The organism is Streptomyces sp. EDA2-14 (assembly GCF_054963755.1).
This window is the reverse complement of record NZ_JBUEGE010000007.1, coordinates 153,071-176,256: the sequence shown is the minus strand read 5'-3', so window position 1 is coordinate 176,256 and position 23,186 is coordinate 153,071. Positions and strand designations below refer to the sequence as shown.

Genomic DNA, 23,186 nt, shown 5'->3' with positions numbered 1-23,186 from the left:
GTGAGTGCCGCCGTACCAGACTCCCCGCCCCGCATGCCGCTGTCCGGTGTCCCGCGCACGGGCCTGCCGCCGCGCGCCGTCGTCGTGGGCGATCCGGCCCGCGCCGAGGCCGTCGCCGCGCTGCTCGACGATGCCGTGGAGGTGTCGTACCGGCGCGAGTACCGCACGTTCAGCGGGACGTGGCACGGCATGCCGGTCGTCGTCGCCTCGCACGGCGTCGGCGGGCCCGGCGCGATCCTGCTGTTCCAGGAGCTGGCGGACGCCGGCGTAGGGACGTTCGTGCGGTTCGGTACGGCGGGCGCGATGCGGCCGGGGATCGGCGACGGCGATCTGGTGGTGGCCGAGGCGGCGGTGCGCGACGACGGGGTGACCGGGCAGTTGGTGCCCGCCGAGTACCCCGCGGTGTCGACGCCGGAGGCCGTCCTCGCCCTGACCCGGGCGGCACGCGAGGCCGGGGCGCCGCACCACCGGGGCCTCGTGTGGACGCGGGCCGCGTTCCAGCCGGGACTCATCCCGCTGAACCAGTACGACGGGGCGGGGCTCGCGGCGATCGAGATGGAGGTGTCCGCGCTGTTCGTCACGGCGTCGCTGCGCGGACTCGTCGCGGGCGCCGTGCTCGTCGTCGACGGCGTGAACGCCGACGAGCTGGTGGACCGGGAAAGCACTGGCGGCTACGACCCGCACCGAGAGGTCGTCGCCGAGGGCGTGGCGCGCGGCAGCGTCGTGGCCCTGGAGGCACTGCGCATTCTGACCGAGGAGCAACTGTGACCGAGTCCGTCGATCTGCTGGTCCACGGCGGCACCGTCCTCACCGTCGACGACGCGTCGAGCGTGCTCGACGACGGCGCGGTCGCCGTGCGCGACGGGGAGATCGTGGCGGTCGGCCCGGCCGACGAGCTGCGCGCCCGGCACACCGCCACGGAGACCTTGGACGCGTCCGGGGCCCTGGTGCTGCCCGGACTGATCAACACGCACACCCACCTCGCGATGACGCTGCTGCGCGGCACCGCCGACGACGTGACGCTTCAGGAGTTCCTGGGCCGTGTCGTGCCGGCGGAGTCCCGCCTGCTCGACCCGCGCACCGTGGCCGCCGCCGTGCGCGTCGCCGTCGCGGAGAGCGTGCGGGCCGGAGTGACCTCGGCGCTCGACATGTACTGGTTCCACGAGGCCGCCGAGGAGGCCGCGCGTGCGGCGGGCTGGCGGCTGCACACCGGGCCGCTGTTCATGGACGTCCCCGGGCCGCCGGACGGTCGGCCGTACAAGGAGCGCATGGAGTGGGCGCGCCGGGACCTCGCGGCGCGCGCCGAGGGCGAGCGCCCGGTCCTGTTCGCGCACTCCGCGTACACCCTCTCCCCCGAACAGCTCGTCGAGTGCTTCGCGCTGGCCCGCGAGTTCGGTGCGCTGATCCACCTGCACGCGGCGGAGAACGCCGCGGAGGTCGCGGGCGTCGAGGTGGCGCACGGCAGGCGCCCCGTGGAACTCCTGGAATCCCTCGGCCTGTTGGGGCCCGACGTGGTGCTCGCGCACGCCGTCGACCTGACCGGCGGCGAGATCGCGGCCATCGCCCGCGCAGGGGCCTCGGTCGCCCACTGTCCGGTGTCGAACCTGAAGCTGGGCTGCGGCATCGCGCCGGTCCCCCGGCTGCTGAGCGCGGGCGTCACGGTCGGCCTCGGCACGGACGGCGCCGTCAGCTCGAACACGCTGGACATGCTGGGCGCCGTGCGGCAGGCGGCGCTCGTGCACAAGGCGGGCGGCGACCCGACGGCGGTGGGCGCCGAGCAGGCCGTGCGGATGGCGACCATCGAGGGCGCCCGCGCGCTCGGCCTCGGCGACCGGCTGGGTTCCCTGGAGCCCGGCAAGCGCGCCGACCTGGTGGTCCTCGACACCAACCGGCCGCACCTCACCCCGCGCCACGACCCGTACGCGATGCTCGCCTACGCGGCGCAGGCCTCCGACGTGCGGGACACCGTCGTCGATGGCAGGGTCCTGATGCGCGACCGTACGCTCACGACGCTCGACGAGAGCGCGGTCCTCGCCGATCTGGAGGCCCTCGTATGAACGGCCACGCCACCCGCGGCTTCGTCGGCCGCCCCCGCGTCCACAACCCCGGTCTGCCGCCCGGCCAGTACGACGCGGGCGACGACTGGCCGGTGCTGTCCGCCGAGGTGACACCGCGTCTCGCCCCCGAGGACTGGACGTTCCGGATCGACGGCCTGGTCGCCGAGCCCCGCACCTGGACCCGGGAGGAGGCGCGGGCGCTGCCCCCGTCGACGTACAGCGGGGACATCCACTGCGTGACGACGTGGTCGAAGTTCGGGGTGCGTTTCGGTGGTGTCTCGCTCGACACGTTCCTCGACGCCGTACGTCCCTCCCCGCGGGCGACGCACATCATGGCGTACTCGCACACCGGCTACACGGCGAACCTGCCGCTCGCCGATGTGACGGGCGGCCGGGCGTGGATCGCGTTCACCTACGAGGACGAGCCGCTGCCGACCGAACACGGCGGGCCCGCCCGTCTGTTGGTGCCGCACCTGTACTTCTGGAAGAGCGTGAAGTGGGTCGCGGGCCTGCGGCTGCTCGACCACGACGAGCCCGGTTTCTGGGAGCAGAACGGGTACCACGCGCGGGGCAACCCGTGGGAAGAACAGCGATACGCAGGTGACTGAGACCGTGCCGCAGACCACCGCCTTCACCCCGCCGACCCGGTTCGCCGTGCCGGGGCGCATCGCCGCCGGCCAGGGCGCCGCCCTGTGGCAGCGTGCCGTGCTCACCGAGGTCCGCCGGGAGACGGCGCACGCGTCGACGTTCCGCTTCGCGGTGCCCGGCTGGCAGGGGCATCTGCCCGGCCAGCATTTGATGCTGCGGCTCACCGCCGAGGACGGGTACACCGCCCAGCGCCATTACTCGCTCGCCTCGGCCCCCGACGACTCGGGGCACATCGAGCTGACCCTCGACCATGTGGAGGACGGCGAGGTCTCCGGCTTTCTGCACCGCGAGGCGCGGGTCGGCGACGAGGTGGAGGTGCGCGGCCCGCTCAGCGGATTCTTCGCGTGGCCGGGCGACCGGCCGGCGCTGCTGCTCGGCGCCGGGTCGGGCGTGGTGCCGCTGATGTCGATGATCCGTCACCACAGGCAGCACCGGCTGACCGTCCCGCTGCGCCTGTTCGTGTCGGCGCGCACGCGGGCCGAGCTGATCTACGCGGACGAGTACGGCGCCGAGACGACGCCGGTGCTCACCCGTGAGGGCGAGCACCGGCGCCTGGCGGCCGACCATCTGGCGCCGTGCTTCGGCGCGGGGGCGCCGGAGTGGGAGGCGTACGTGTGCGGCTCCAACTCCTTCGCCGAGCACGCCTCGCGGCTCCTCGTCGACCTCGGTCAGCCGGTGGACCGCATCCGCATCGAACGCTTCGGCTGACCCTCACGTGCCTACTGGCCGGCCCACCGCTTGATCGTGGCCGTCGCGGCGTCCCGCTCCTTCGCGGGCAGCGCCGAGATGCGGGCCCCGTGGTTGGAGCCCGGCACCACGTACTTGTACGAGTCGCGCTTGCTGGGCGTGAACTGCTCGGCGCTCCACGGGTCGTTCTGCCCGTAGACGAACAGCATGCGCTGCGACTGCGTGCGCACCCATTTGTCGACGCCCTTGACCACGGCGCCGTCGTACGTGGTGCGCATGTCGGCGGGCAGCACCGAGTTCGGCTGGTAGATGTCCGGGTAGTGGCGGACGCCCTTGAGGTTCTTGAACTTGAGGTCGGCCCAGCCGAGTTGCGCGGCGGCCTGCCGGTAGTACGGGCCCGTGCTGTTGGGGCCGAGAGTGGAGTCCTCGTAGACGGACAGGCCGTGGCCGAGGGACCACTTGTAGAGCTCGTCGTCGGAGACGGTCTTCGCGTCGGGCACGGTGGGGCAGTCGTCGGCCGAGCCGGACTGCCAGAAGTTCCACACCTGGTCGAGGACGGCGAACTCGTAGGCCCGGTCGGTGGTGCCGAGGGTGTTGGTGAAGGTGTAGCCCTCGTCCTCGGCGGTCTTCTCGAACTTGGGCAGCAGGGTGTCGCGGCGCGCGAGCATCTCGCGCTGCACGGCGGCCAGCGCGTCGCGGCACTCCTTGGTGCCGACCCGCTTGAAGAAGTCCTCGTAGCCGCTGTCGTCGGCGTTGTTGGCGTCGTTCGGGGCGACGTAGGCGACGACCCCGTCGTAGTCCTCGGGGTGGAAGCGGTAGTGGTAGGTGGCCGTCATGCCGCCCTTGGAGCCGCCGGTCGCGAGCCACTTCGACGTCTTCTCGTACAGGGGGCGCACGGCGCTCACGATGCCGTGCTCGTCGGCCGCCTCCTGCTGGATGGTCAGCTTGTCCCAGGGGGTGCCGCCGGAGGGCACGGACGGGCCGAAGAAGCGGTGCTCGACGCTGAGTTGGTTGGCGTCGAGCAGGGTGGTGGGTTCGCGGGTCGAGGAGGACAGTCCGTAGCCGCCGGTGTAGACGACGACGGGCTTGTCCTTGGCCTTGTGCCAGAGCGTGAAGCGCTGCTGGAACGTGCCGAGGCCGGGTCTGTTGTGGTCGACCGGCTGCGTGATCGACAGGGAGTAGAGCGGGAAGCCCTCCTTGTCGGTGACGCCGGTGACGCTCACGCCGGGCAGGGCGCGGAGCTGGTCCTCGAACGAGGCGGGCGCGGCGGTCGCCGGTGCCGCGGTGGCGGCGAGGGCGCCCGCCGTGAGGGCGGCGGACAGCAGCAGCGTGGGTATGGCGCGCAGGCGCACGAGAGCCTCCCTGGTAGGGAACGGTGCGGTGGATCGGTGATCCACCGACCGAGACCTTAACCCCTGGCGCCGACAACGGAGTTGGACTCGCCCCGAACATGCGAGGAGCCGGGACCCCGAGTGGGGTCCCGGCTCCTCGTGCCGGTGCGGCCTGGATCAGAGCTGGCCGGACTCGGCGATCGTGATCTTGGCGGAGGTGGCACCGCTGCGCGAGCCGAGGGACTCGATCTTCTTCACGAGCTCCATGCCGTCCTCGACCTCGCCGAAGACGACGTGCTTGCCGTCCAGCCAGTCGGTGACGATGGTGGTGATGAAGAACTGCGAGCCGTTGGTGTTCGGGCCGGCGTTGGCCATGGACAGCTGGCCCGGCTTGGTGTGCTTGAGCTGGAAGTTCTCGTCGGCGAACTTCTCGCCGTAGATGCTCTTGCCGCCGGTGCCGTTGCCGGCGGTGAAGTCGCCGCCCTGCAGCATGAACTGCGGGATGACGCGGTGGAAGGAGGAGCCGGCGTAGCCGAAGCCCTTCTCGCCCGTGCACAGGGCGCGGAAGTTCTCCGCGGTCTTCGGGACGACGTCCTCGAAGAGGTTGAACGTGATCCGCCCGGCGGGCTCGTCGTTGATCGTGATGTCGAAGTAGGTCTTGATTGCCATGGACGCAATCCTTTCATCACGAAGCCCGGATTGCCGATTCGGCCCGTCGCCATGGCCATTTTCGTACGCCATTCGCACGCTCCGTGACCCCTTGCTTGCGGGGCGCGAGCATTCAGGCCGCAAGCCGGTCCCGCGCCTGCACGCCCTCACCGAGAGGCCGCACGCCGTAGGGCACGGCCGCTTACGATGACGGGCGGACGCCGAATGCTCTGCGGCGGCCACACCACGGGAGGGAACCAATGATCATCTTTGGCACGCGGGGCTATGCGTACCAGCTCGCGATCCTCACGTACGTGTGCGGAAACTGCGGCAACCCCGCGGCGCACACGCTGCGCAAGTTCGTCACGAAGTTCACGCTGTTCTTCATCCCGCTGTTCCCGGTCTCGACGAAGTACCAGGCGCAGTGCACGTTCTGCGGGGCCGCGCACAAGGTGCCCAAAGAGCACGTGGACGGGATGCTGGCCCAGGCCACGGGGCCGCAGGCCGGGGCGCCGCAGCAGCAACAGCACCACCAGGGCTAGTTGATCGGACCCTGCGACATGAAGGGGGCCCTGCCGCCTCCCAGGGGGGGAGAGGGGGCGACAGGGCCACAGGCTCGAGCGCCCGGGGGGGGTGGGCCGCTTGAGCGTCTACCCTCCTGCTGCCCGCGATCCGGCCGAGCATGCACGCCGTCTGCAGAATCGTCTTGTCGGCCGTCGACACCCTCTCAGTAGTCGGCGTTCATGGCGGCCCGCACCTCCTTGAGCGTCGCGTCGGCGATCGCCCCCGCCCGCTCGTTCCCGGCCCGCAGCACGCTCCTGACCAGGCCTCGGTCCCGGGCGTACGCCTCGCGGCGGGCGCGGATCGGCGCCAGGTACTCGTTGACGGACTCGGTGACGCGCCGCTTGAGCGCGGCGCCGCCCCCGGCGCCGATCTCCTGCGCCACGGTGTGCGGGTCGATGCCCTCGCACAGGGCGGCGAGCAGGATCAGGGAGGAGACCTCGGGGCGGGCCTGCGGGTCGTACGTGATGTGGCGCTCGGCGTCGGTCTTGGCGCCGCGGATCAGGCGCGCGGTCTCGTCGGGCGTCGCGGACAGGGCGACGGCGTTGCCGCGGGACTTGCTCATCTTGGTGCCGTCGGTGCCGAGCAGCAGCGGCGCCGTGGAGAGCAGCGCGTCGGGCTGCGGGAAGACCTCGGTGCCGTTGCCGTAGCGGTCGTTGAAGCGGCGGGCGACGGTGCGGGTGACCTCCAGGTGCGGCAGCTGGTCCTGGCCCACGGGCACGAGGTTCGCCCGGCAGAAGAGGATGTCGGCGGCCTGGTGCACGGGGTAGGTGAACATGAGCCCGCTCACGGCGGACTGCCGGGAGTGGGCGATCTCGTCCTTGACGGTGGGATTGCGCTGGAGCTCGGCGACGGAGACGAGGCTGAGGAACGGCAGCAGCAGCTGGTTCAGGGCGGGCAGGGCGCTGTGCGTGAAGATCGTGGAGCGCTCGGGGTCGATGCCGACGGCGAGGTGGTCGAGGACCAGTTCCTCGACGTGCGCCGTGAGGTTCTCGGCGATGTCGCGGTCGGTGAGGACCTGGTAGTCGGCGATCAGGACGAAGGTCTCGACGCCGAGGTCCTGGAGCCGTACGCGATTGTGCAGGGTGCCGAAGTAGTGCCCGAGGTGCAGGCGCCCGGTGGGCCGGTCCCCGGTGAGGATGCGGAACTGTCCGGGGTCCTTGCGGATCAGTTGTTCGAGCTCGGCGCTGCGGACCTGCGCGGCGGACGTGCCGAGGGCGTCGGTGGTGCTGCTCATGATGGTCTCTCCCCTGGTCACGGGCGTCCTCGGGACGGCGTGACCTCTGTGGTGGGAGGACATGAGAAAAGGGCCGTCCGGGGACGGCCCTTGTACGTGCTTGACTGTGCGGCCGCCTCTAAGTGAGGCGCCACCAGTTCAGGCACGAGGAACGATGCATGCCGCAATCGTACATCTCACGGCGCGTGAAAGTCACGCTCCCACCGGCGTGAACCGCACCGGCAGCGCCTTGGGCCCGCGTGTGAAGACGCCCGCCTCGACCGGGTCGAAGCCGTCGGCCAGCCGCACGTCCGGCATGGCGTCGAGGAGCTGGTTCACCCCGATCTCCACCTCCGCCTTGGCAAGCAGCGCGCCGACGCAGAAGTGCCGGCCGAGCGCGAAGGCGAGGTGGTCGGCGGCGGCCGAGAACGCGGTCGTGGTGGTGAGGTCCTCGCGGAACAGGTCGAAGCGGTCGGGGTCCTTGTACCGGTTCTCGTCGCGGTTGGCGGCGCCGATGAGGAGCGTGACGGTGGCCCCGGCGGGCACGGTGCCGCCGGTCAGCTCCACGTCCACGGCCGACTGGCGCATGATCATGTGCACGGGCGGGGTGAGGCGGAGCGTCTCGGCGAAGGCCCGCGGGATCAGCGAGCGGTCCGCGCGGACGGCCGCGAGCTGGTCCGGGTTCGCGAGCAGGTTGGCGAAGATGCTGGCGATCGCCTTGTCGGTGGTCTCGCCGCCCGCGGCGAGCAGCAGGCTGCAGAACGCCTTGATGTCCTCGTCGCTCATCTGCACCCCGTCGACCTCGGCGGCGCACAGGGCGGAGAGCAGGTCGTCGCCCGGGTTCTCGCGGCGCTCCCGGATGATCGGGATCATGTACTCGGCGAACTCGACGCGGGTGCGCTCCCCCGCCGCGGTGACCTCCGGGTCTCCCGACAGGTTGGAGAGGAAGTCGACCACAGCGGTGTACCAGCCGTGGAAGCGCGCGTGGTCGGCCTTGTCGAGGCCGAGCATGTCGGCGATGACGTTGACCGGGAAGCGGGTCGCGTAGTCGGTGACGAGGTCGGCCTCTCCCCTGCCCCTGAACTCGTCTATCAGCTCACGGGAGTTGCGCTCGATGACCGGCAGGAACTTCTCCTGCAACTCGCTGCCGCGGAACGCGGGGGCGACGAGCGCGCGGCGCACCGAGTGCTCCCGCCCGCTCATCTGCAGGATGGTCCGGCCGCCGTGCACCGGCTCGAGCTGCCAGTCGTAGTTGTCGGTGGTGAACTGCGCCTGTTTGTCCTTGAAGATGCGCTCCACGTCGGCGTACCGGGAGACGATCCAGCTCTGCGTCGCCTCGTGCCAGATGAGCGGGGCAGAGTCGCGCATCGCACGGTAGGCGGGGTACGGGTCGGCGGCGAATTCCGGCGAGAGGATGTCGGGGACCTGCGCGGTGGACATGGGGCTCCCTGTGGGGGTGTAACGGGCGGTAAACCTCAGCCTATTGACCGCCCGTCAGCACGTACACCCCCACCCGGTGTCAGCCGTGGGGAAGGATCACCGCACGCCCGTTGATCTTGCCGTCGTGCAGCAGCTCGTACGCCTTGGGGGCGTCGTCGAGCGAGAAGGTCTCGGTGTGCACGGAGACCGCGCCGGCCCGCGCCAGGTCGAGCACCTCGATCAGTTCGGCGCGGCTGCCCCAGTACGGGGCGGCGACACTCACCTCGAAGTTGGTCGCGCCGAAGCCGACGGGCAGGGTCCCGCCGCCGATGCCGACGATGGTGACGTCGCCCTCGACGGCGGCGACGGCGCCCGCGGTCTGGACGGTGGGCTGTACGCCGACGAAGTCGAAGACGGCCTCGGCGCCGAGCCCGCCGGTCAGTTCCTTGACCTTGTCCGCGGCCGACGCGTCCGACAGGACCGCCTCGTGGGCGCCGACGGTCCGGGCGAGGTCGAGCTTCTCCTCGGTCACGTCGAGGGCGATCACCCGGGCGGCGGTCATCGCGCGCAGCAGCTGGATGGCGACGTGGCCGAGGCCGCCGGTGCCGATGACGACGGCGGTCGAGCCGGGCACCAGCTTGGGCAGCGAGCGCTTGATCGCGTGGTACGGGGTGAGGCCCGCATCGGTGAGCGGGACGGTCGCGACGGGGTCGAGCCCGTCGATCGGCGTGAGGTGCCGCGCGTCGTCGACGATCATGTACTCGGCCATGGAGCCGGGGGCGCCGAGTCCGGGCGGGCGGATGCCCAGCTCTTCGGCGCGCAGGCAGTAGTTCTCCTTGCCCGCCGCGCACTTGGCGCAGGCACCGCAGCCCCACGGCCCGTACACGGCGACGGAGTCGCCCTCCGTGAAGCCGGTCACCCCGGCGCCGAGCGCGGCGACGGTGCCGACGCCCTCGTGCCCGAGGGTGAGGGGCAGTTCGTAGGGGAACCCCTCGGCGGGCCAGCTCATCACGGCGATGTCGGAGTGGCACACACCGGCGGCGGTGACCTTGAGCAGGATCTGGCCGGGGCCGGGCTCGGGATCCGGGACGGTGACGACCTCGGGCGCCGCTCCCACGGAGCGGTACTGCAGTGCCTTCATGTTCGGGCTCCTTCGTGGGGGTCCCCCGCCACCCCATGCAACCCCGGGCACCGACCGCGCGCACGCCCACGGACAGAGGCGGGCGAAAAGACCCGGAGCATCCGAAAGGACCCCGGAAACAAGAAGGACCCCGACCGTACGGGGGAGAACGGTCGGGGCCTGGTTCAAACTTTAACATCATGTGACAGGTGGTTGGCGCCGCCCCGGCACGGATCGGACGTGAGGTCGGACACATCAGTTCATCTGCGCTTTAGATCGCCCTTTTCGGGCGCGAATGCCGCGGACCGGTGCAGCCCATATGGTGACATAAGCCCCAGACGTCCTCCAACGCCTCCGGAGCAGCCGTGGCCGAGCCTCAGCCCCTCCTCCTCACCCCGCCCGCGAAGGCCGCCGTCTTCCTGGTCGTCACCGTCGCGCCGGGCGGCGAACCCGCCGTCCGGGACACCCTCGAGGAGCTGTCGGGGCTGAGCCGCTCCGTCGGATTCCGCGACCGCGACGCCGCGCTCAGCTGTCTCGTCGGCATCGGCTCGACCGCCTGGGACCGCCTGTTCAGCGGGCCGAGGCCGCGCGAGCTGCACCCGTTCCAGGCGCTCGCCGGTCCCCGTCATCTGGCCCCCGCGACCCCCGGCGACCTGCTCTTCCATCTGCGCGCGCGGCGCATGGACCTCTGCTTCGAGCTGGCCCGCGTGATCGTTGGCCGGCTCGGCTCCGCCGTCAAGGTCGTCGACGAGGTGCACGGCTTCAAGTACTTCGACGACCGCGACCTGCTCGGCTTCGTGGACGGCAGCGAGAACCCGACCGGCCGGGCCGCCAGGGAGTCCGTGTTCATCGGCGACGAGGACCCGGACTTCAGCGGCGGCTCCTACGTCGTCGTCCAGAAGTACGTGCACGACATGGCCGCCTGGGAGGCGCTGCCCTCCACGGAGCAGGAGAAGGTCATCGGCCGCACGAAGACCGCGAACATCGAGCTGGACGACGACGTGAAGCCCGCCGACTCGCACGTCGCGCTGAACACCATCGTCGACGAGGACGGCACGGAACGGCAGATCTTGCGCGAGAACATGCCCTTCGGCAGCGTCGGCCAGGGCGAGTTCGGCACCTACTTCATCGGCTACGCGCGCACCCCGGACGTCACCGAGCGGATGCTGCGCAACATGTTCCTCGGCGATCCGCCGGGCACCCACGACCGGATCCTCGACTTCTCGACCGCGGTCACCGGATGCCTGTTCCACGTGCCGAGCGCCGACTTCCTCGACGACCTGCCCGAGCCGCCGGCCGGCGCAGCGACCGCCGACCCCACCGTCGGATCCCTCGGCATCGGCAGCCTCAAAGGAGCCTGAAGACCATGAGCACCGCCCCGAACCCCACCCCGAGCAACAATCTGCACCGCGAACTGGCCCCGATCACCCCCGCCGCCTGGGCGGAGATCCAGGAGGAGGCGTCCCGCACCTTCGAGCGCCATGTCGCGGGCCGCCGCGTCGTCGACGTCACGGGCCCGGACGGCGCCGAGCTCTCGGCCGTCGGCACCGGCCACCTCGCCGACATCGCGCCGCCCGCCCCCGGCGTCACGGCCCGCCTGCGCGGCGTGCAGCCGCTGGTCGAGCTGCGGGTGCCGTTCACGGTGAGCCGTGAGGCCGTGGACGACGTGGAGCGCGGCTCCAAGGACTCCGACTGGCAGCCGGTGAAGGACGCGGCGCGCGCCATGGCGTACGCCGAGGACCAGGCGATCTTCGACGGGTACGCGGCGGCGGGCATCGAGGGGCTGCGCGAGCGCACCTCGAACCCGGTCCTGAGCCTGCCGGCCGAGGCCCGCGACTACCCGGACACGATCAGCCGGGCGCTGACGGCGCTGCGTCTGGCCGGTGTCGGCCGCCCGTACGCGCTGCTGCTCGGCGCCGACGCGTACACGGCGGTCAGCGAGACCTCCGACCACGGCTATCCGATCGCGAACCACCTCGGCCGGATCCTCGACGGCGAGCTGATCTGGGCGCCTGCGCTGAACGGCGCGTTCGTCCTGTCGACGCGTGGCGGCGACTTCGAGCTGCGGCTCGGCCAGGACCTGGCGATCGGCTACAGCGGGCACGACGCGCACAGCGTCGAGCTGTACTTCCACGAGACCCTGACGTTCCTGCCCTACACGGACGAGGCCGTGGTCGCGCTCAAGGCCTGAGCCCTCAGCTCCCCTGGACCCTGGCGATGAACGCGTCCAGGTTGCCGAGGGCCCGGTCCACGCGCTCGTCCAGCGTGAGCGACTCCTCGTAGCGGCCCGCGCGCAGCTTCGGCTGCTTCTTGCCGCGCAGGTACAGGGAGCAGGCCAGGTCGGCGCAGACGTAGAGGCCGACCGTGTTCCCTTCGCGGCCGCGGGCCCCGGCGAGCGGAGCGGCGAACAGAGAGACGCCCGACGAGGCGTGCCCGGTGAGGCAGATCTGGCACAGGCTGGACTTCATCGCGCTGGTGCGCCCGCTCTGCGGGACGCGCAGGGTGATGCCGAGCGGCCCCTCGCCGGTCGGGCGCACGATGTGGGCGCGCAGCGGCGCGCCGGGGTCCACCCAGCCGAGGAAGTCCAGGTCCTGCCAGGGCAGCTCGGCGAAGTCGAGGGGCAGGCGCATACGGGTCGCCTCGCCCTTGGTGCAGTTCACGAAGGACGAGCGGATCTGTTTGTCGCTGAGTGGTTCCACGCAGTGGACCTTACAAAGCCGCTCGCCGATCATGCATCCGGATATCCGCGCCGCCGTCAGGCGGGGTTCGGGATCACCGCCACCGGGCACGGCGCGTGGTGCAGCACCGCGTGGGCGACCGAGCCGATGCGGGAGCCGACGGCGGTGCGGCGGGCGCGGCGGCCGACGACGAGCAGCTGGGACTCGGGGGCGACCGAGAGCAGCACCTGCCCCGCGCTGCCGATCTCGACGTGCTCGCGGACCGGGACGTCGGGGAAGCGCTCGCGCCAGGGGGCGAGCGCGGCGGCGAGGGCCTTCTTCTCGTACGGTTCCATGCCGCCCGCGTCGTCGAGCAGCGCGAGCGAGCCGGGGCTGTAGGAGAACACCGGCGGCAGGCTCCACGCGCGCACCGCCCGCACGGCGACGCCCCGCGCCTGCGCGGTGGTGAAGGCGAACTCCATCGCGGCGGCGCTGTCCTCGGGCTCGCCTTCCTGCCCGACGATCACGTCGCGCCCGCTCGCCTCGGCCGACGCCTCGTCGCCCGCGCGCACGAGCACGACCGGCCGCTCCGCCCTGGTCAGCACCTGCTGGCCGACCGAGCCGAGGAGGAAGCCGACGATCACGCCGTGCCCGCGCGAGCCGAGCACCAGGGCCTCCGCGTCGCGGGCGGCGTCCATCAGGGCCGCGGCGGGCCCGTCCCCGTCGAGGACGTCGGTGGTGACCGCGAGTCCGGGGTGGCGTTCGGCGATCTCCTGCTCGGTGTCGGCGAGCAGATCGCCCGCCCACTGCGTGATCGCGGACTCGTCCGCGGCCAGCAGCAGGGTGTCGGGGGCGGGCTCGCCCACGTGCACCAGGCGCAGCGGCAGTCCGCGCCGCACCGCCTCCCGCGCGGCCCAGGCTGCCGCCGCCGCGCTCTCGGGGGATCCGTCCACTCCCGCGGTGATGGGCCGGGTCATCGCACCGCCTCCTCGTCTCTTCGAAGTCTTCTGTTCAGCACGTCGGTCGTCTAGCGGGTCGGCTGTCCGGTAGCTGTCTGTCCGGCAGCGCCCGACTTACTCGTCGCGCCGGGTGTCGCCGGGCTCTTCGACGGTCGCAGATACCGGTTCCAGCCGCCCGCCGGGCGCTCGCCCACCTGAAGCTCGCGCAGCCGGGCGAGGACGGCCGGGTCCTGCGCGTCGAGCCAGTCGACGAACTGCCGGAAGGACACGAGCCGTACGTCGCCGCTCCCGGCCTTGTCGGCGATCCGCTTGAGCGCCTCTTCGACGGCGTCCATGTAGATGCCGCCGTTCCACTCCTCGAAGTGGTTGCCGATGAAGAACGGCGCCCGGTTCGTCTCGTACGCGCGCTGGAACCCGGTGAGGTACGCCTGCGTCGCCTGGGTGCGCCAGCCCGGATAGTTGTGGGAGGGGGCCCGGGTGGAGTTCTTCGACTGGTTGGCGAGGATGTTGTAGTCCATCGACAGCACTTCGAAGCTGTGGCCGGGGAACGGGACGCCCTGCAGGGGCAGGTCCCAGATGCCGTGCCGCTTCCCGGGCCAGCGCTGCTGTCCGCCGGGCGAGGAGGCGTCGTAGCGCCAGCCGAGTTCGCGCGCGACGGGGAGCAGATTCTCCTGGCCGAGCAGGCAGGGGGTGCGGCCGCCGACGAGTTCTCTGTCGTAGTCGAAGGGCAGCGACGGCTGGTCGTGCCAACCGGTGTGCGTGCGCCAGGACTTGACGAAGGTGCGGGCCTGCTCGATCTCGCTGCGCCACTGCTTGGAGCTCCAGTTGGCGACGGAGCCCGCTCCGCCGCAGAAGTGCCCGTTGAAGTGGGTGCCGATCTCGTGCCCGTCGAGCCAGGCCCGGTGGACGTACTTCAGCGTCTCCTTCACGTGCGGATCGCTGAGGTAGCCGATGTCCGAGGCCCCGACGGGGTTGCCCGGCGGCAGGTAGCGGCGCTTCTGCGACTCCGGCAGCAGGTAAAGCCCGGACAGGAAGAACGTCATGCGGGCGTCGTGCTGCCTCGCCAGTTCGAGGAAGCGGGGGAACAGGCCGTTGCCGACCTCGCCCGCGCCGTCCCAGGAGAAGACGACGAACTGCGGTGGCGTCTGGCCGGGTTCGAGCGCGGCGGGCGCGGCGGGCTGCTTCGGCTGCCTGCCGGTGTACGAGGTCGAACCGTCGCCGATCAGCCGGGGCAGCGCCTTCTTGGCGGGGCGCTCGGGCCGGCGGGCCGGGCCTGCCTGGGGCGTGTTCTCCTCCTTGCCGCCGCTGCCGCCGCTCGTCCCGCAGCCGGCGAGGGTCCCGGCCGCGGCGCCGACACCGACGCCGAGGCCCAGACGTGCTACGCGTCTGCGACTGATTCCGCTGGACCGACCGGATTCTTCGAACTCCATGGCAACCCAATCCGCGCCCCGGCCAGGGGGCGTTGTGTGCCCCCCACACGGACACCGACCCCCGCACCGTAGGGCGGATAAACGGACAATTGCCTCATTTGGGACGGCGTGCCGCGGAAAGTGCTGCCACGCGGTGGGCTGCTGGGATGCCGGGCCCCGGGGTCGCCGCGGGCTCAGTCCTCGCCGACGACCTTGCCGGGGTTGAACAGGTCAAGCGGGTCCAGGGTCTGCTTCACGGCGCGCTGCAACGCGCAGACGGCGGGGCCCAGTTCGCTGCGCATGCCGCCCCGCTTGAGCAGGCCGACGCCGTGCTCGCCCGTGACGGTGCCGCCCGCGGCGATCGCCGCTTCCAGGAGCTCCTCGAACGCGGCCTGCGCCGCGATCCGCTCCGCCTCGTCGCCGGGCTCGGTGATCAGCAGGGGGTGCAGATTGCCGTCGCCCGCGTGCGCGATGGTCGCGATGCGCACGCCGTGCCTGCGCCCGATCTTCTCGATGGTCGCGAGCATCTGCGGCACGGCGGACCGCGGCACGCACAGGTCCTCGGTGAGCACGGGCCCCAGCCGCTCCAGCGCGGGGTACGCGAGGCGCCGTACGTCGAACAGGGCCTCGGCCTCGACCGCGTCGGTGGACTGCTCCGCCCACAGCGCGCCGGCCTCCCGGAAGGCGTCGGCGATCGCGCTCGCCTCGGTCTCGCCCGCGTCCCCGGGGGCGTCGACACGGGCCAGGAGCATCGCCTCGGCTCCGGCCTCGATGCCGAGGTGCTTCCAGTTCTCGACGGCCTCCATGCAGGCGCGGTCGAGGAGTTCGAGGGCCGCGGGCGCGAGGCCGCGGCTCGTGACGAGGGCCACCGCGGCGCCCGCCGCGACGAGGCTGTCGAAGTTGCCGACGACGGTCCGGGGCTCGGCGGCCGGGGCGGGCCGCAGCTTCACCGTGATCTCGGTGATGACGCCGAAGGTGCCCTCGGAGCCGACGAACAGGCTGGTGAGGTCGTAGCCCGCGACGCCCTTCGTGGTGCGTCGGCCGAGCCTGACCCGGCTGCCGTACTCCCCCACGGGACCGCCCATGACGACCTCGAGGCCGAGGACGTAGTCGCGGGTGACGCCGTACTTCAGGCAGCACAGGCCGCCCGCGTTCGTGGAGACGTTGCCGCCGATGGTGGACCAGGGGGCGCTGGCCGGGTCCGGCGGGTACCACAGGCCGTGCTCGGCGACGGCGGCCTTGAGGTCGTTGTTGACGACACCCGGCTGGACGACCGCGATCAGGTTCTCGGTGTCGATCTCCAGGATGCGGTTCATCTTCGACACGTCGAGCACGAGACAGCCGTCGACGGCGTTGGCCCCGCCCGACAGGCCTGTGCCCGCGCCCCTGGTGACGACCGGTATCCGCCGGGCCGCGCAGACGCGCACCACGGACTCGACCTCTTCGGCGGACGTGGCGCGCACCGCGGCGAGCGGCCGGCCCATCGGCGCCCACTCGGCGTCGTCGTGGCCGAGGGACGCGAGCACGTCCGGATCGGTGACGAGGGTGCTGTCCGGGAGCGCGGCGGCGAGTTCGCTCACCGTGCCTGTCGTGTCTGCGGTGTTGATGTCGTGCCTCCGATACGTGTCCGCCCGACCGGGGAGTCGGCGGATGCCTGCCTCCCCATCATGGAACACGCCTTCGAGGCGCTTTACGGCGACCTGCGCGCCCCCGGATCGAGCCGTGCGCTCAGGCGGAGAGCGTGAAGACCGCGCACACCCGCTTGCCGACCGGCACGCGCTCCACGCTGACGGCGGCGAGCGCGTGCACGATCTCCAGGCCGTGCCCGCCGATGCGGGCCGGGTCCCGCGGGTAGCGCAGCGGCACGCTGGCGCTGCTGTCCCAGACGGTGACCGTGATGTGCCGCGCGGTTCCCTCGAGTTCCAGGAGGTAGGGCCCCAGGCTGTGCCGGTCGGCGTTGGTGACCAGTTCGCTGACGACGAGGAGGACCTCGCCCGCGGTGACGCGGTCGAGGGCCACGCACCACTCCTGGGTCAGCTGCGCCAGGAACGATTCGGCGAAGGCGCGGGCCTGCGCGATGCAGCCCGGCTCACCGGAATAGTGGGTCGTCCTCCGCAGCGGCTCGACTGGGGTGTCGAAGCCGCTGGGGACCACTGTCCCGTCCAAGTACTCGGTCATACGTGTCTCTCTCAACTGTCTGCCTCAGTGAGGGTGAGGCTCCCGCAGCCTGCTGATACCCCACTTGAGGCGGCGCAGTCCTCCCGGATCCGACGGGGTGACCGACGCACCCGAAGCTCGTTTGTCCGATCGAAGGACGACACAGCGTCCCCTCGGACATCCAGGAGAGGCCTGACATGCCCAAGCTCCGTCGCGACACCAGTATCCCCCGCACACGGATAGCCGCCGACCAGGCCGAGGCCGCCCTGCTGGAGGAGTACACAGGCCTCGTCCGACTGGCGTATCTCACCCTTCCCTCCTCCTTCACCCGGCACCGCCGGGTGCTGCTCGCCCACACCGTTGTCCAGCGCGCGCTGCCGGGCCGACGCCCCGCCGCCGTACCCGGACCCCGCACATCCCCGGGCGATGCCGACGTCGCCCGGGACGCGCTGCGGGTACGGATCCTGGAGGCGACCCTCTCCGTCGTGCGCCGCCCCGCCGGCTGGCCCGGCGCGCTCCCGCCGCCCCGCGCCCTGGTCCCCCGGCTCCCCGTGGTCTGGGGACTGCGGCTGTTTCCGCGGGCCGGTGGCGCCGAGGAGGTCACGCTCGTCCGTGCGCTCTCCGGCGCGTCGGCTGCCGCGCGCGCCGCCTTCGTGCTTCGACACGTCGACGGCGTGGCCACGGAGCGCGTGGCGGCCCTGCTGGCCGCCGCCGGGGTGGCGCAGCCCGAGACGGCGGTGCGGGAGTCCGTCGCCCTCGACGCCGAGGTGGGCCCGGCCGCGTCGGCGCTGCAGCGTTCCCAGGAGTTCGACGCCTGCTCGGTGCAGACGCGCCCGACGGATCTGGTGCGACGCTCGCGGCGGGTCAAGGCCGGGGCTCTCGTCGGGGCCGTGGCCGTACTCGCGGCGGTCGCGCTCCTCGTACCCGGTGCCGCCCCGCGTCCGGTGGTGACGGGGCGGGCGGGCCCGGAGCGCTCGGCGATCACCGCCGCGGACCTCGCCCGCACGGGAAAGGACGTCTGGGCCGACACCTCGCGGGTCGACTTCACGGCCTGGCCCGCGCGCGGCGACCGTACGGACGACAAGGCCCTGCTGGACCAGGCGATCGACGCGTGGGCGGGCCCCTCCGACGCCGTGCGCGTCTCGCGGACCCCGGACACGCCGGAAGACGCTCCGCCCCGGGCGCCGCAACTGCTGTTCGCGGGCGAGGTCGACGGCCGCACCGTGGTGCTGCTGAGCGACGGCGAGCGGCTGGCCCGCTACACCGCGCCGGACGGCGACAAGGACGCCGACCTCGCCATCGGCCGGGTCGACGACGCCGACGTGACGACCGCGGCGGCCGTCGTGCTCAGCCGTTCCAAGGGCTCCGCCCGCTATCTGACGGCGCCGTGGATCGCCGAGGCGAGCACCCGCGACCTGCTGCGGCCGAACACTCCGGGCAAGCCGCTCGACGTGTCGGCCGACGGGGTCACCGACGCCGTTCCCGTCGCGCCCGCGCAGGGCTGCGCACGGCGTCCCGTGCTCCAACTGCGCTCCTCCGACCGCATCGTGGAGCATCACTCGTTCCTGCTCACCGACCTCGGCGGGCTCTCCCCCGTGCACCTCACGTACACCCCGCTGCCCGGTCACGGCACGCCCCCGGCGCGCCAGCCGCGCGAGGCGACCGGCCCCCAGGCACTGCTCGCGTGGGCCCGTACGGCCTGTCGGCTCGAGCCCTGGCGGGGCGGCGGCGTCCGCGCGGTGAACGCCTGGGACTTCGCCGAGCAGCGCCTGCCCGAGGGCGGCGGCCAGGCGGTGTGGTCCTGTGCGCGCGCCACCACGTGGCGCGGCCCCGGCGACGTGGTCCTGCTGCTGCGCGCGCCCGCCCCGTCCGCCACCGCACCGGCGCAGTTCGTCGGTCTGGCCCGGTCGACGGCGGCGTGCAGCCGGTTCGGCCAGCACGTGGTGGCGGGCGCCCGGTGGAAGTCGCCGAAGAACCACTGGTATCTCGTGGCCGCCGGCAGCCGGGCGGTCACCCGGATCGAGACGAGCGGACCGGTGGACGAGAACCAGAAGGGCCGCACGCTCGCGGTGCGCGCGCCCGAGAACGGCAGCGTCCGCGTGTCGGCCCGCCTCGACACCGGAGAGGAGCTGAAGGAGGTGGCACCCGAGCGGCGCTGACCGCCGGGACGGGTGCATCCGCCCGCGCCGTTGATGCGGAATCCGTTCATGGGGCCGACCGTGGTCAAAGGGGGCGAGCGAGGGAGATCCCATGAACGCGGACCATGCCGGGCAGCGCTGCCTGGTCACCGGCGCGAGCGGCTACATCGGTGGCCGGCTCGTCCCGGAACTGCTGGCGGCGGGGCACCACGTGCGCTGCCTGGCCCGCTCCCCCGACAAGCTCAGGGACCACCCCTGGGCCGGTGACGTCGAGGTGGTGCGCGGAGACGTCACGGACCGCGCGTCGACCGCCGACGCACTGCGCGACATCGACGTCGCGTACTACCTGGTGCACGCCCTCGGCACGGGCGAGGACTTCGAGCGCACCGACCGCGAGGCGGCGACGATCTTCGCCGAGGAGGCCCGCCGGGCGGGTGTGCGGCGGATCGTCTATCTGGGTGGTCTCACGCCCGAGGGCGTACCGGAGCGGGAGCTGTCGCCGCATCTGCGCTCTCGGGCGGAGGTCGGCCACATCCTGCTGGCCTCCGGCGTGCCGACGACGGTGCTGCGGGCAGCCGTGATCATCGGCTCGGGCTCCGCCTCGTTCGAGATGCTGCGCTATCTCACCGAGCGGCTGCCGGTGATGGTGACGCCGAGCTGGGTGCGCACCCGGATCCAGCCCATCGCGGTCCGCGACGTGCTGCGCTGCCTCGTGGACAGCGCGGTGATGCCGCAGGAGGTCTCACGCGCCTTCGACATCGGCGGTCCCGACGTGCTGACGTACCGCGACATGATGCTCCGGTACGCGGCAGCGGCCCATCTGCCCCGGCGCATCGTGATCGGGGTACCGATGCTCAGCCCCACGCTGTCGAGCCACTGGGTCGGCCTGGTGACCCCCGTGCCCGCGTCCATCGCCCGCCCGCTGACCGAGTCGCTGCGCCACGAGGTCGTCTGCCACGAGGACGACATCAAGCAGTACGTGACGTTCCCCGCGGGCGACGCCATCGGCTTCGACGAGGCGGTGACGCTGGCGCTGCGCCGGATCCAGGAGGCGCAGGTCGTCACCCGCTGGTCGTCCGCCGCGCTGCCGGGCGCCCCCAGCGATCCGCTGCCCACCGACCCGGACTGGGCGGGCGGCAGCCTGTACACGGACGACCGGGAGCGGATCGTCGAGGCCTCGGCCGACCGGCTGTGGGAGGTCGTCGAGGGCATCGGCGGGGAGCACGGCTGGTACTCGTTCCCGTTGGCGTGGGCCGTGCGCGGCGCGCTCGACCGGGTCGTGGGCGGCGTCGGGCTGCGGCGCGGGCGGCGGGACGCGGCGCGGCTGCGGGTCGGCGACTCGCTGGACTTCTGGCGGGTGGAGGAGATCGTGCCCGGCCGGCTGCTGCGGCTGCGCGCCGAGATGCGGCTGCCGGGCCTCGCCTGGCTCGAGCTGTCCGTGGAACCGGTGGGCGAGGGGCGGTCCCGCTACCGGCAGCGGGCGCTCTTCCATCCGCACGGACTCGCGGGCCAGGCGTACTGGTGGAGCGTGGCGCCGTTCCACACCGTGGTGTTCGGCGGGATGGCACGCAACGTCGCGTCCACGGCGGAACGGGCCGGTGCAGGCAACGCACCCCCCGAGGGGGCGGTGCATCCGCGCCGGTCCTCGGCCGGGAAGAGCTGACGCAACCCGCTGCCCCCCTTCCAGCCGTCTCGCCCTTTACGTCAGGAGTCTTTGTGCACGTCCGTGTCGTCCTGTTCACCTCCGATCTGCGGGTGCACGACCACCCTCCGCTGCGGGCCGCCCTCTCCGGGGCCGACGCGGTGGTGCCGCTGTTCGTCCGGGACACCGGGATGGGCTCCTTCGTGGTCCCGAACCGGGAGGCATTCCTCGCCGACTGTCTGCGGGACCTGGACGCGGAGCTGCGGGACCGGGGCGGGCGCCTCGTGCTGCGCTCCGGCGACGTCGTCGAGGAGCTGGCGAAGGTGGTGACCGAGGTCGGCGCGTCCGCCGTGCACATGGCGGGCGGGGTCTCGGCCTACGCGCGGCACAGGGAGGACCGGCTGCGGGACACGCTGCAGGGCCTCGGCTGCGAACTGGTGGCGCACGACGGGGTCGTGACCTGCGTCCCGCCCGGCGCCGTCACTCCGGACGCCAGGGACCACTTCGCGGTGTTCACGCCCTATCACCGGCACTGGGCGCAGCACGGGCTGCGGGCCGTCGTGCGGGCGCCGCGCTCGGTCCCGGTCCCCGACCACGTGGGCTCCGCGCCCCTCCCCGAGCGGGCGGACGTGAAGGGGGTGTCGCCGGGGCTCGCCGAGGGTGGTGAGCGGGTCGGCCGCCAGCTCCTCACCAACTGGCTGCGCTCGGGGATCGCCTCGTACGAGGACCGGCACGACGACCTCGCGGGCGACGCCACCTCGAAGCTCTCGCCGCATCTGCACTTCGGCACGGTGGGCCCGGTCGAGGCCGCGCACCGGGCCGGTGAGGCGGGCGGCCCCGGCCCGGAGGCGTTCGTGCGGCAGCTGGCCTGGCGGGACTTCCACCACCAGGTGCTGGCGGCGCGGCCGGATGCCGCGCAGGCCGACTACCGTTCGCAGCACGACCGTTGGCGCTCGGCGCCGAGCGAGATCGAGGCGTGGCAGGAGGGGCGTACCGGATATCCGGTGGTCGACGCGGCGATGCGGCAACTGCACCACGAGGGCTGGATGCACAACCGCGGGCGGCTGCTCACCGCGTCGTTCCTCGTCAAGACGCTCTACGTGGACTGGCGGGTGGGCGCTCGCTACTTCCTGGGGCTGCTGGTGGACGGGGATGTCGCGAACAACCAGCTGAACTGGCAGTGGATGGCGGGCACCGGTACGGACAGCCGTCCGAACCGGGTGCTCAATCCGGTGACGCAGGCCAAGCGCTACGACCCGGACGGCTCCTATGTGCGGCGCTGGGTGCCGGAGCTGGCCGGGGTCGAGGGCCCCGCGGTGCACACGCCGTGGAAGCTGACCGGCCTGGACCGGGCCGCGGTCGACGACTATCCGGACCCGATCGTCGACCTGCCGGACGGCCTGGCCCGGTTCAAGCGGGCCCGGGGGCTCGACTGATCTCCGGGTAGTACCGCTGGATCTGTTCGAGCGCCGCCGGCAGCGTCGGCGGGTGCAGCGCCCCGCGTACTCCGCGCCCCACCCAGCCGGGTCCCGCCAGCATCACGGTGGGCCTGCCGCGGGCGCCGCGTACGCCCCAGCGGGTCTCGGCGAGGTGCCGGGCCAGCGGCACGCTCGCCGTGGAGCGGGCCTGCGCCCACAGCACAACGACGCGAGGTCCGGTCCTGCGTACCGCCGCCGCCACCGCCTCGACGGGCACGGCGGCGCCGAACATCCGCTGCGGCAGGCCCCGTTGGCTCAGCGCGGCGCTGAGTGCCTCCAGCGGCAGCACGTGCTGTTCGGCGGGGACGCAGGCGAGGACCAGCGGCGGCAGCGCGAGGGTGGACTCGGCGGCGTCGGCGGCGCGGTGCAGGGTGCGCGAGACGTGCCAGGACAGGAGGTGCTCGACCTCGACGTAGCGGTCCCCGGCCTCCTCCCACTTGCGGCCCACCGCGTGCAGGACGGGCGCCATCACGTCCTGCCAGGCCGTGACGAGTCCGTACTGTGCGACGGCGTCGGTCAGCAGGTTCTGCAGGGTCGGCGTGTCCATCCGGATCGCCGCGCGGGAGATGCCGCGGCACTGGCGCTCCAGCGCGGCCGGCGACGCGGGCGTGACGGCGGGAGCGAGGCGCTGGAGCGGCAGCCCGGCGGGCTCCGTCACGAGTCGCTTGCCCGCGAGACGCGCGGCCTCGGCGGGCGGCAGGCCCGTCGTGGTCAGTCGGCACATCTCCTCGACGACCGCGATGTCCTCGTCGGTCCAGCGCCGGTGGTGCCCCGTCGGCCGCCGCGCGGGCCCGAGGCCGTAGCGGCGGTCCCAGCTGCGCAGGGTCGTCGGGGAGACCCCGAGCCGCCTGGCGAGCGCGCCGGTGGTGACGCCGGCCGCCGTGGAGGTCGCTTCCGCGCTTGCCGCCCGTGGCGGTGCCATGTCGTCCACGACCGCGTCGTGTTGGTCCTGCCCCTCGTCCATCGGCTCACGATACGACGCACAAGCGATGCGGGTTGTCGAGTTGCGGCGACGCTTTCCAGGATGACCGGGCCGTGACCCGGCGAGCAGCGTGCACG

Annotated in this window: 21 protein-coding genes; 10 read left to right on the top strand and 11 right to left on the bottom strand. The window is 72.5% G+C overall.

What is annotated here, in order from left to right:
• Positions 1-33: 33 nt before the first annotated feature.
• The 4 genes from ACY34M_RS20085 to ACY34M_RS20070 are packed head-to-tail and all read left to right on the top strand — an operon-like array spanning position 34 to position 3,413.
• Positions 34-768, top strand: coding sequence for a nucleoside phosphorylase (locus ACY34M_RS20085; protein WP_462722355.1), 735 nt, complete (start codon positions 34-36; stop codon positions 766-768).
• Complete coding sequence (locus tag ACY34M_RS20080) at positions 765-2,057, top strand: amidohydrolase (RefSeq protein ID WP_462722298.1); 1,293 nt, start codon at positions 765-767, stop codon at positions 2,055-2,057. The genes ACY34M_RS20085 and ACY34M_RS20080 overlap by 4 nt, the downstream gene beginning before the upstream one ends.
• Positions 2,054-2,665 carry a sulfite oxidase-like oxidoreductase gene (locus ACY34M_RS20075; RefSeq protein WP_462722299.1) on the top strand — a complete coding sequence of 204 codons (612 nt, stop codon included), beginning with the start codon at positions 2,054-2,056 and terminating at the stop codon, positions 2,663-2,665. Before ACY34M_RS20080 ends, ACY34M_RS20075 begins: the two co-directional genes overlap by 4 nt.
• Positions 2,658-3,413 (top strand): ferredoxin reductase, encoded by a 756-nt coding sequence (locus ACY34M_RS20070; RefSeq protein WP_462722300.1) that lies wholly within the window; start codon positions 2,658-2,660, stop codon positions 3,411-3,413. The genes ACY34M_RS20075 and ACY34M_RS20070 overlap by 8 nt, the downstream gene beginning before the upstream one ends.
• Before the next feature lie 11 nt (positions 3,414-3,424).
• On the opposite strand, the gene ACY34M_RS20065 is transcribed toward ACY34M_RS20070, so the two are convergent.
• Both ACY34M_RS20065 and ACY34M_RS20060 read right to left on the bottom strand, forming a co-directional pair.
• Positions 3,425-4,744 (bottom strand): S28 family serine protease, encoded by a 1,320-nt coding sequence (locus tag ACY34M_RS20065; RefSeq protein WP_462722301.1) that lies wholly within the window; start codon positions 4,742-4,744, stop codon positions 3,425-3,427.
• Positions 4,745-4,900: 156 nt separating this feature from the next.
• Positions 4,901-5,392, bottom strand: a complete 492-nt coding sequence (locus ACY34M_RS20060; protein ID WP_462722302.1) for a peptidylprolyl isomerase — start codon at positions 5,390-5,392, stop codon at positions 4,901-4,903.
• Positions 5,393-5,631: 239 nt separating this feature from the next.
• Between ACY34M_RS20060 and ACY34M_RS20055 the strand changes: the two genes are divergently transcribed.
• The gene (locus ACY34M_RS20055) at positions 5,632-5,913 is read left to right on the top strand and encodes a zinc-ribbon domain-containing protein (protein WP_462722303.1); all 282 of its coding nucleotides are present in this window, start codon (positions 5,632-5,634) and stop codon (positions 5,911-5,913) included.
• A gap of 185 nt (positions 5,914-6,098) precedes the next feature.
• On the opposite strand, the gene trpS is transcribed toward ACY34M_RS20055, so the two are convergent.
• The 3 genes from trpS to ACY34M_RS20040 all read right to left on the bottom strand — a co-directional run bounded on the left by trpS (position 6,099) and on the right by ACY34M_RS20040 (position 9,708).
• A complete protein-coding gene (gene trpS / locus ACY34M_RS20050; protein ID WP_462722304.1) occupies positions 6,099-7,169 on the bottom strand; it encodes a tryptophan--tRNA ligase in 1,071 nt (356 codons plus the stop codon).
• A 192-nt stretch (positions 7,170-7,361) separates the two neighbouring features.
• Entirely contained in the window at positions 7,362-8,588 is a 1,227-nt protein-coding gene (locus ACY34M_RS20045) for a cytochrome P450 (protein ID WP_462722305.1), read from the bottom strand.
• Positions 8,589-8,667: 79 nt separating this feature from the next.
• Positions 8,668-9,708 (bottom strand): NAD(P)-dependent alcohol dehydrogenase, encoded by a 1,041-nt coding sequence (locus ACY34M_RS20040; RefSeq protein WP_462722306.1) that lies wholly within the window; start codon positions 9,706-9,708, stop codon positions 8,668-8,670.
• Between the two features lie 344 nt (positions 9,709-10,052).
• Between ACY34M_RS20040 and ACY34M_RS20035 the strand changes: the two genes are divergently transcribed.
• Together ACY34M_RS20035 and ACY34M_RS20030 are read left to right on the top strand one after the other, a co-directional pair.
• The gene (locus ACY34M_RS20035; protein WP_462722307.1) at positions 10,053-11,048 is read left to right on the top strand and encodes a Dyp-type peroxidase; all 996 of its coding nucleotides are present in this window, start codon (positions 10,053-10,055) and stop codon (positions 11,046-11,048) included.
• Positions 11,049-11,053: 5 nt separating this feature from the next.
• Positions 11,054-11,878: a family 1 encapsulin nanocompartment shell protein gene (locus ACY34M_RS20030; RefSeq protein WP_462722308.1), complete on the top strand. Its 825-nt coding sequence runs from the start codon at positions 11,054-11,056 to the stop codon at positions 11,876-11,878.
• A gap of 4 nt (positions 11,879-11,882) precedes the next feature.
• Here the strand turns inward: ACY34M_RS20030 and ACY34M_RS20025 are convergent, their stop codons facing one another.
• From ACY34M_RS20025 to ACY34M_RS20005, 5 genes are all read right to left on the bottom strand, one after another.
• The gene (locus ACY34M_RS20025; protein WP_462722309.1) at positions 11,883-12,386 is read right to left on the bottom strand and encodes an FBP domain-containing protein; all 504 of its coding nucleotides are present in this window, start codon (positions 12,384-12,386) and stop codon (positions 11,883-11,885) included.
• A 56-nt stretch (positions 12,387-12,442) separates the two neighbouring features.
• The gene (locus ACY34M_RS20020) at positions 12,443-13,321 is read right to left on the bottom strand and encodes a universal stress protein (protein ID WP_462722310.1); all 879 of its coding nucleotides are present in this window, start codon (positions 13,319-13,321) and stop codon (positions 12,443-12,445) included.
• Between the two features lie 50 nt (positions 13,322-13,371).
• On the bottom strand, positions 13,372-14,733 hold the full coding sequence (locus tag ACY34M_RS20015; protein WP_462722311.1) for a polysaccharide deacetylase family protein: 1,362 nt from the start codon (positions 14,731-14,733) through the stop codon (positions 13,372-13,374).
• 173 nt (positions 14,734-14,906) lie between these two features.
• On the bottom strand, positions 14,907-16,292 hold the full coding sequence (locus tag ACY34M_RS20010) for an FAD-binding oxidoreductase (RefSeq protein WP_462722312.1): 1,386 nt from the start codon (positions 16,290-16,292) through the stop codon (positions 14,907-14,909).
• 148 nt (positions 16,293-16,440) lie between these two features.
• A complete protein-coding gene (locus ACY34M_RS20005; protein WP_462722313.1) occupies positions 16,441-16,890 on the bottom strand; it encodes an ATP-binding protein in 450 nt (149 codons plus the stop codon).
• Positions 16,891-17,066: 176 nt separating this feature from the next.
• On the opposite strand from ACY34M_RS20005, the gene ACY34M_RS20000 reads away from it, so the two are divergent.
• The 3 genes from ACY34M_RS20000 (at position 17,067) to ACY34M_RS19990 (ending at position 22,085) form a co-directional block, all read left to right on the top strand.
• Positions 17,067-19,028 (top strand): hypothetical protein, encoded by a 1,962-nt coding sequence (locus ACY34M_RS20000; RefSeq protein WP_462722314.1) that lies wholly within the window; start codon positions 17,067-17,069, stop codon positions 19,026-19,028.
• Between the two features lie 91 nt (positions 19,029-19,119).
• A complete protein-coding gene (locus ACY34M_RS19995) occupies positions 19,120-20,670 on the top strand; it encodes an SDR family oxidoreductase (RefSeq protein ID WP_462722315.1) in 1,551 nt (516 codons plus the stop codon).
• A gap of 53 nt (positions 20,671-20,723) precedes the next feature.
• Entirely contained in the window at positions 20,724-22,085 is a 1,362-nt protein-coding gene (locus ACY34M_RS19990; protein ID WP_462722316.1) for a cryptochrome/photolyase family protein, read from the top strand.
• On the opposite strand, the gene ACY34M_RS19985 is transcribed toward ACY34M_RS19990, so the two are convergent.
• On the bottom strand, positions 22,060-23,091 hold the full coding sequence (locus ACY34M_RS19985; protein ID WP_462722317.1) for a MerR family transcriptional regulator: 1,032 nt from the start codon (positions 23,089-23,091) through the stop codon (positions 22,060-22,062). The two genes, ACY34M_RS19990 and ACY34M_RS19985, sit on opposite strands and share 26 nt — an antisense overlap.
• Between the last annotated feature and the right edge of the window lie 95 nt (positions 23,092-23,186).

What these genes read in the sequence shown, in the direction of transcription:
- ACY34M_RS20030 (WP_462722308.1), top strand. Translation starts at nt 11,054, where the DNA reads ATGAGCACCGCCCCGAACCCCACCCCGAGCAACAATCTGCACCGCGAA.
- ACY34M_RS20000 (WP_462722314.1), top strand. Translation starts at nt 17,067, where the DNA reads ATGCCCAAGCTCCGTCGCGACACCAGTATCCCCCGCACACGGATAGCC.
- ACY34M_RS20085 (WP_462722355.1), top strand. Translation starts at nt 34, where the DNA reads ATGCCGCTGTCCGGTGTCCCGCGCACGGGCCTGCCGCCGCGCGCCGTC.
- ACY34M_RS19995 (WP_462722315.1), top strand. Translation starts at nt 19,120, where the DNA reads ATGAACGCGGACCATGCCGGGCAGCGCTGCCTGGTCACCGGCGCGAGC.
- ACY34M_RS20020 (WP_462722310.1), bottom strand. Translation starts at nt 13,321, where the DNA reads ATGACCCGGCCCATCACCGCGGGAGTGGACGGATCCCCCGAGAGCGCG.
- ACY34M_RS20045 (WP_462722305.1), bottom strand. Translation starts at nt 8,588, where the DNA reads ATGTCCACCGCGCAGGTCCCCGACATCCTCTCGCCGGAATTCGCCGCC.
- trpS (WP_462722304.1), bottom strand. Translation starts at nt 7,169, where the DNA reads ATGAGCAGCACCACCGACGCCCTCGGCACGTCCGCCGCGCAGGTCCGC.
- ACY34M_RS20055 (WP_462722303.1), top strand. Translation starts at nt 5,632, where the DNA reads ATGATCATCTTTGGCACGCGGGGCTATGCGTACCAGCTCGCGATCCTC.
- ACY34M_RS20015 (WP_462722311.1), bottom strand. Translation starts at nt 14,733, where the DNA reads ATGGAGTTCGAAGAATCCGGTCGGTCCAGCGGAATCAGTCGCAGACGC.
- ACY34M_RS20075 (WP_462722299.1), top strand. Translation starts at nt 2,054, where the DNA reads ATGAACGGCCACGCCACCCGCGGCTTCGTCGGCCGCCCCCGCGTCCAC.
- ACY34M_RS20040 (WP_462722306.1), bottom strand. Translation starts at nt 9,708, where the DNA reads ATGAAGGCACTGCAGTACCGCTCCGTGGGAGCGGCGCCCGAGGTCGTC.
- ACY34M_RS20005 (WP_462722313.1), bottom strand. Translation starts at nt 16,890, where the DNA reads ATGACCGAGTACTTGGACGGGACAGTGGTCCCCAGCGGCTTCGACACC.
- ACY34M_RS19985 (WP_462722317.1), bottom strand. Translation starts at nt 23,091, where the DNA reads ATGGACGAGGGGCAGGACCAACACGACGCGGTCGTGGACGACATGGCA.
- ACY34M_RS20060 (WP_462722302.1), bottom strand. Translation starts at nt 5,392, where the DNA reads ATGGCAATCAAGACCTACTTCGACATCACGATCAACGACGAGCCCGCC.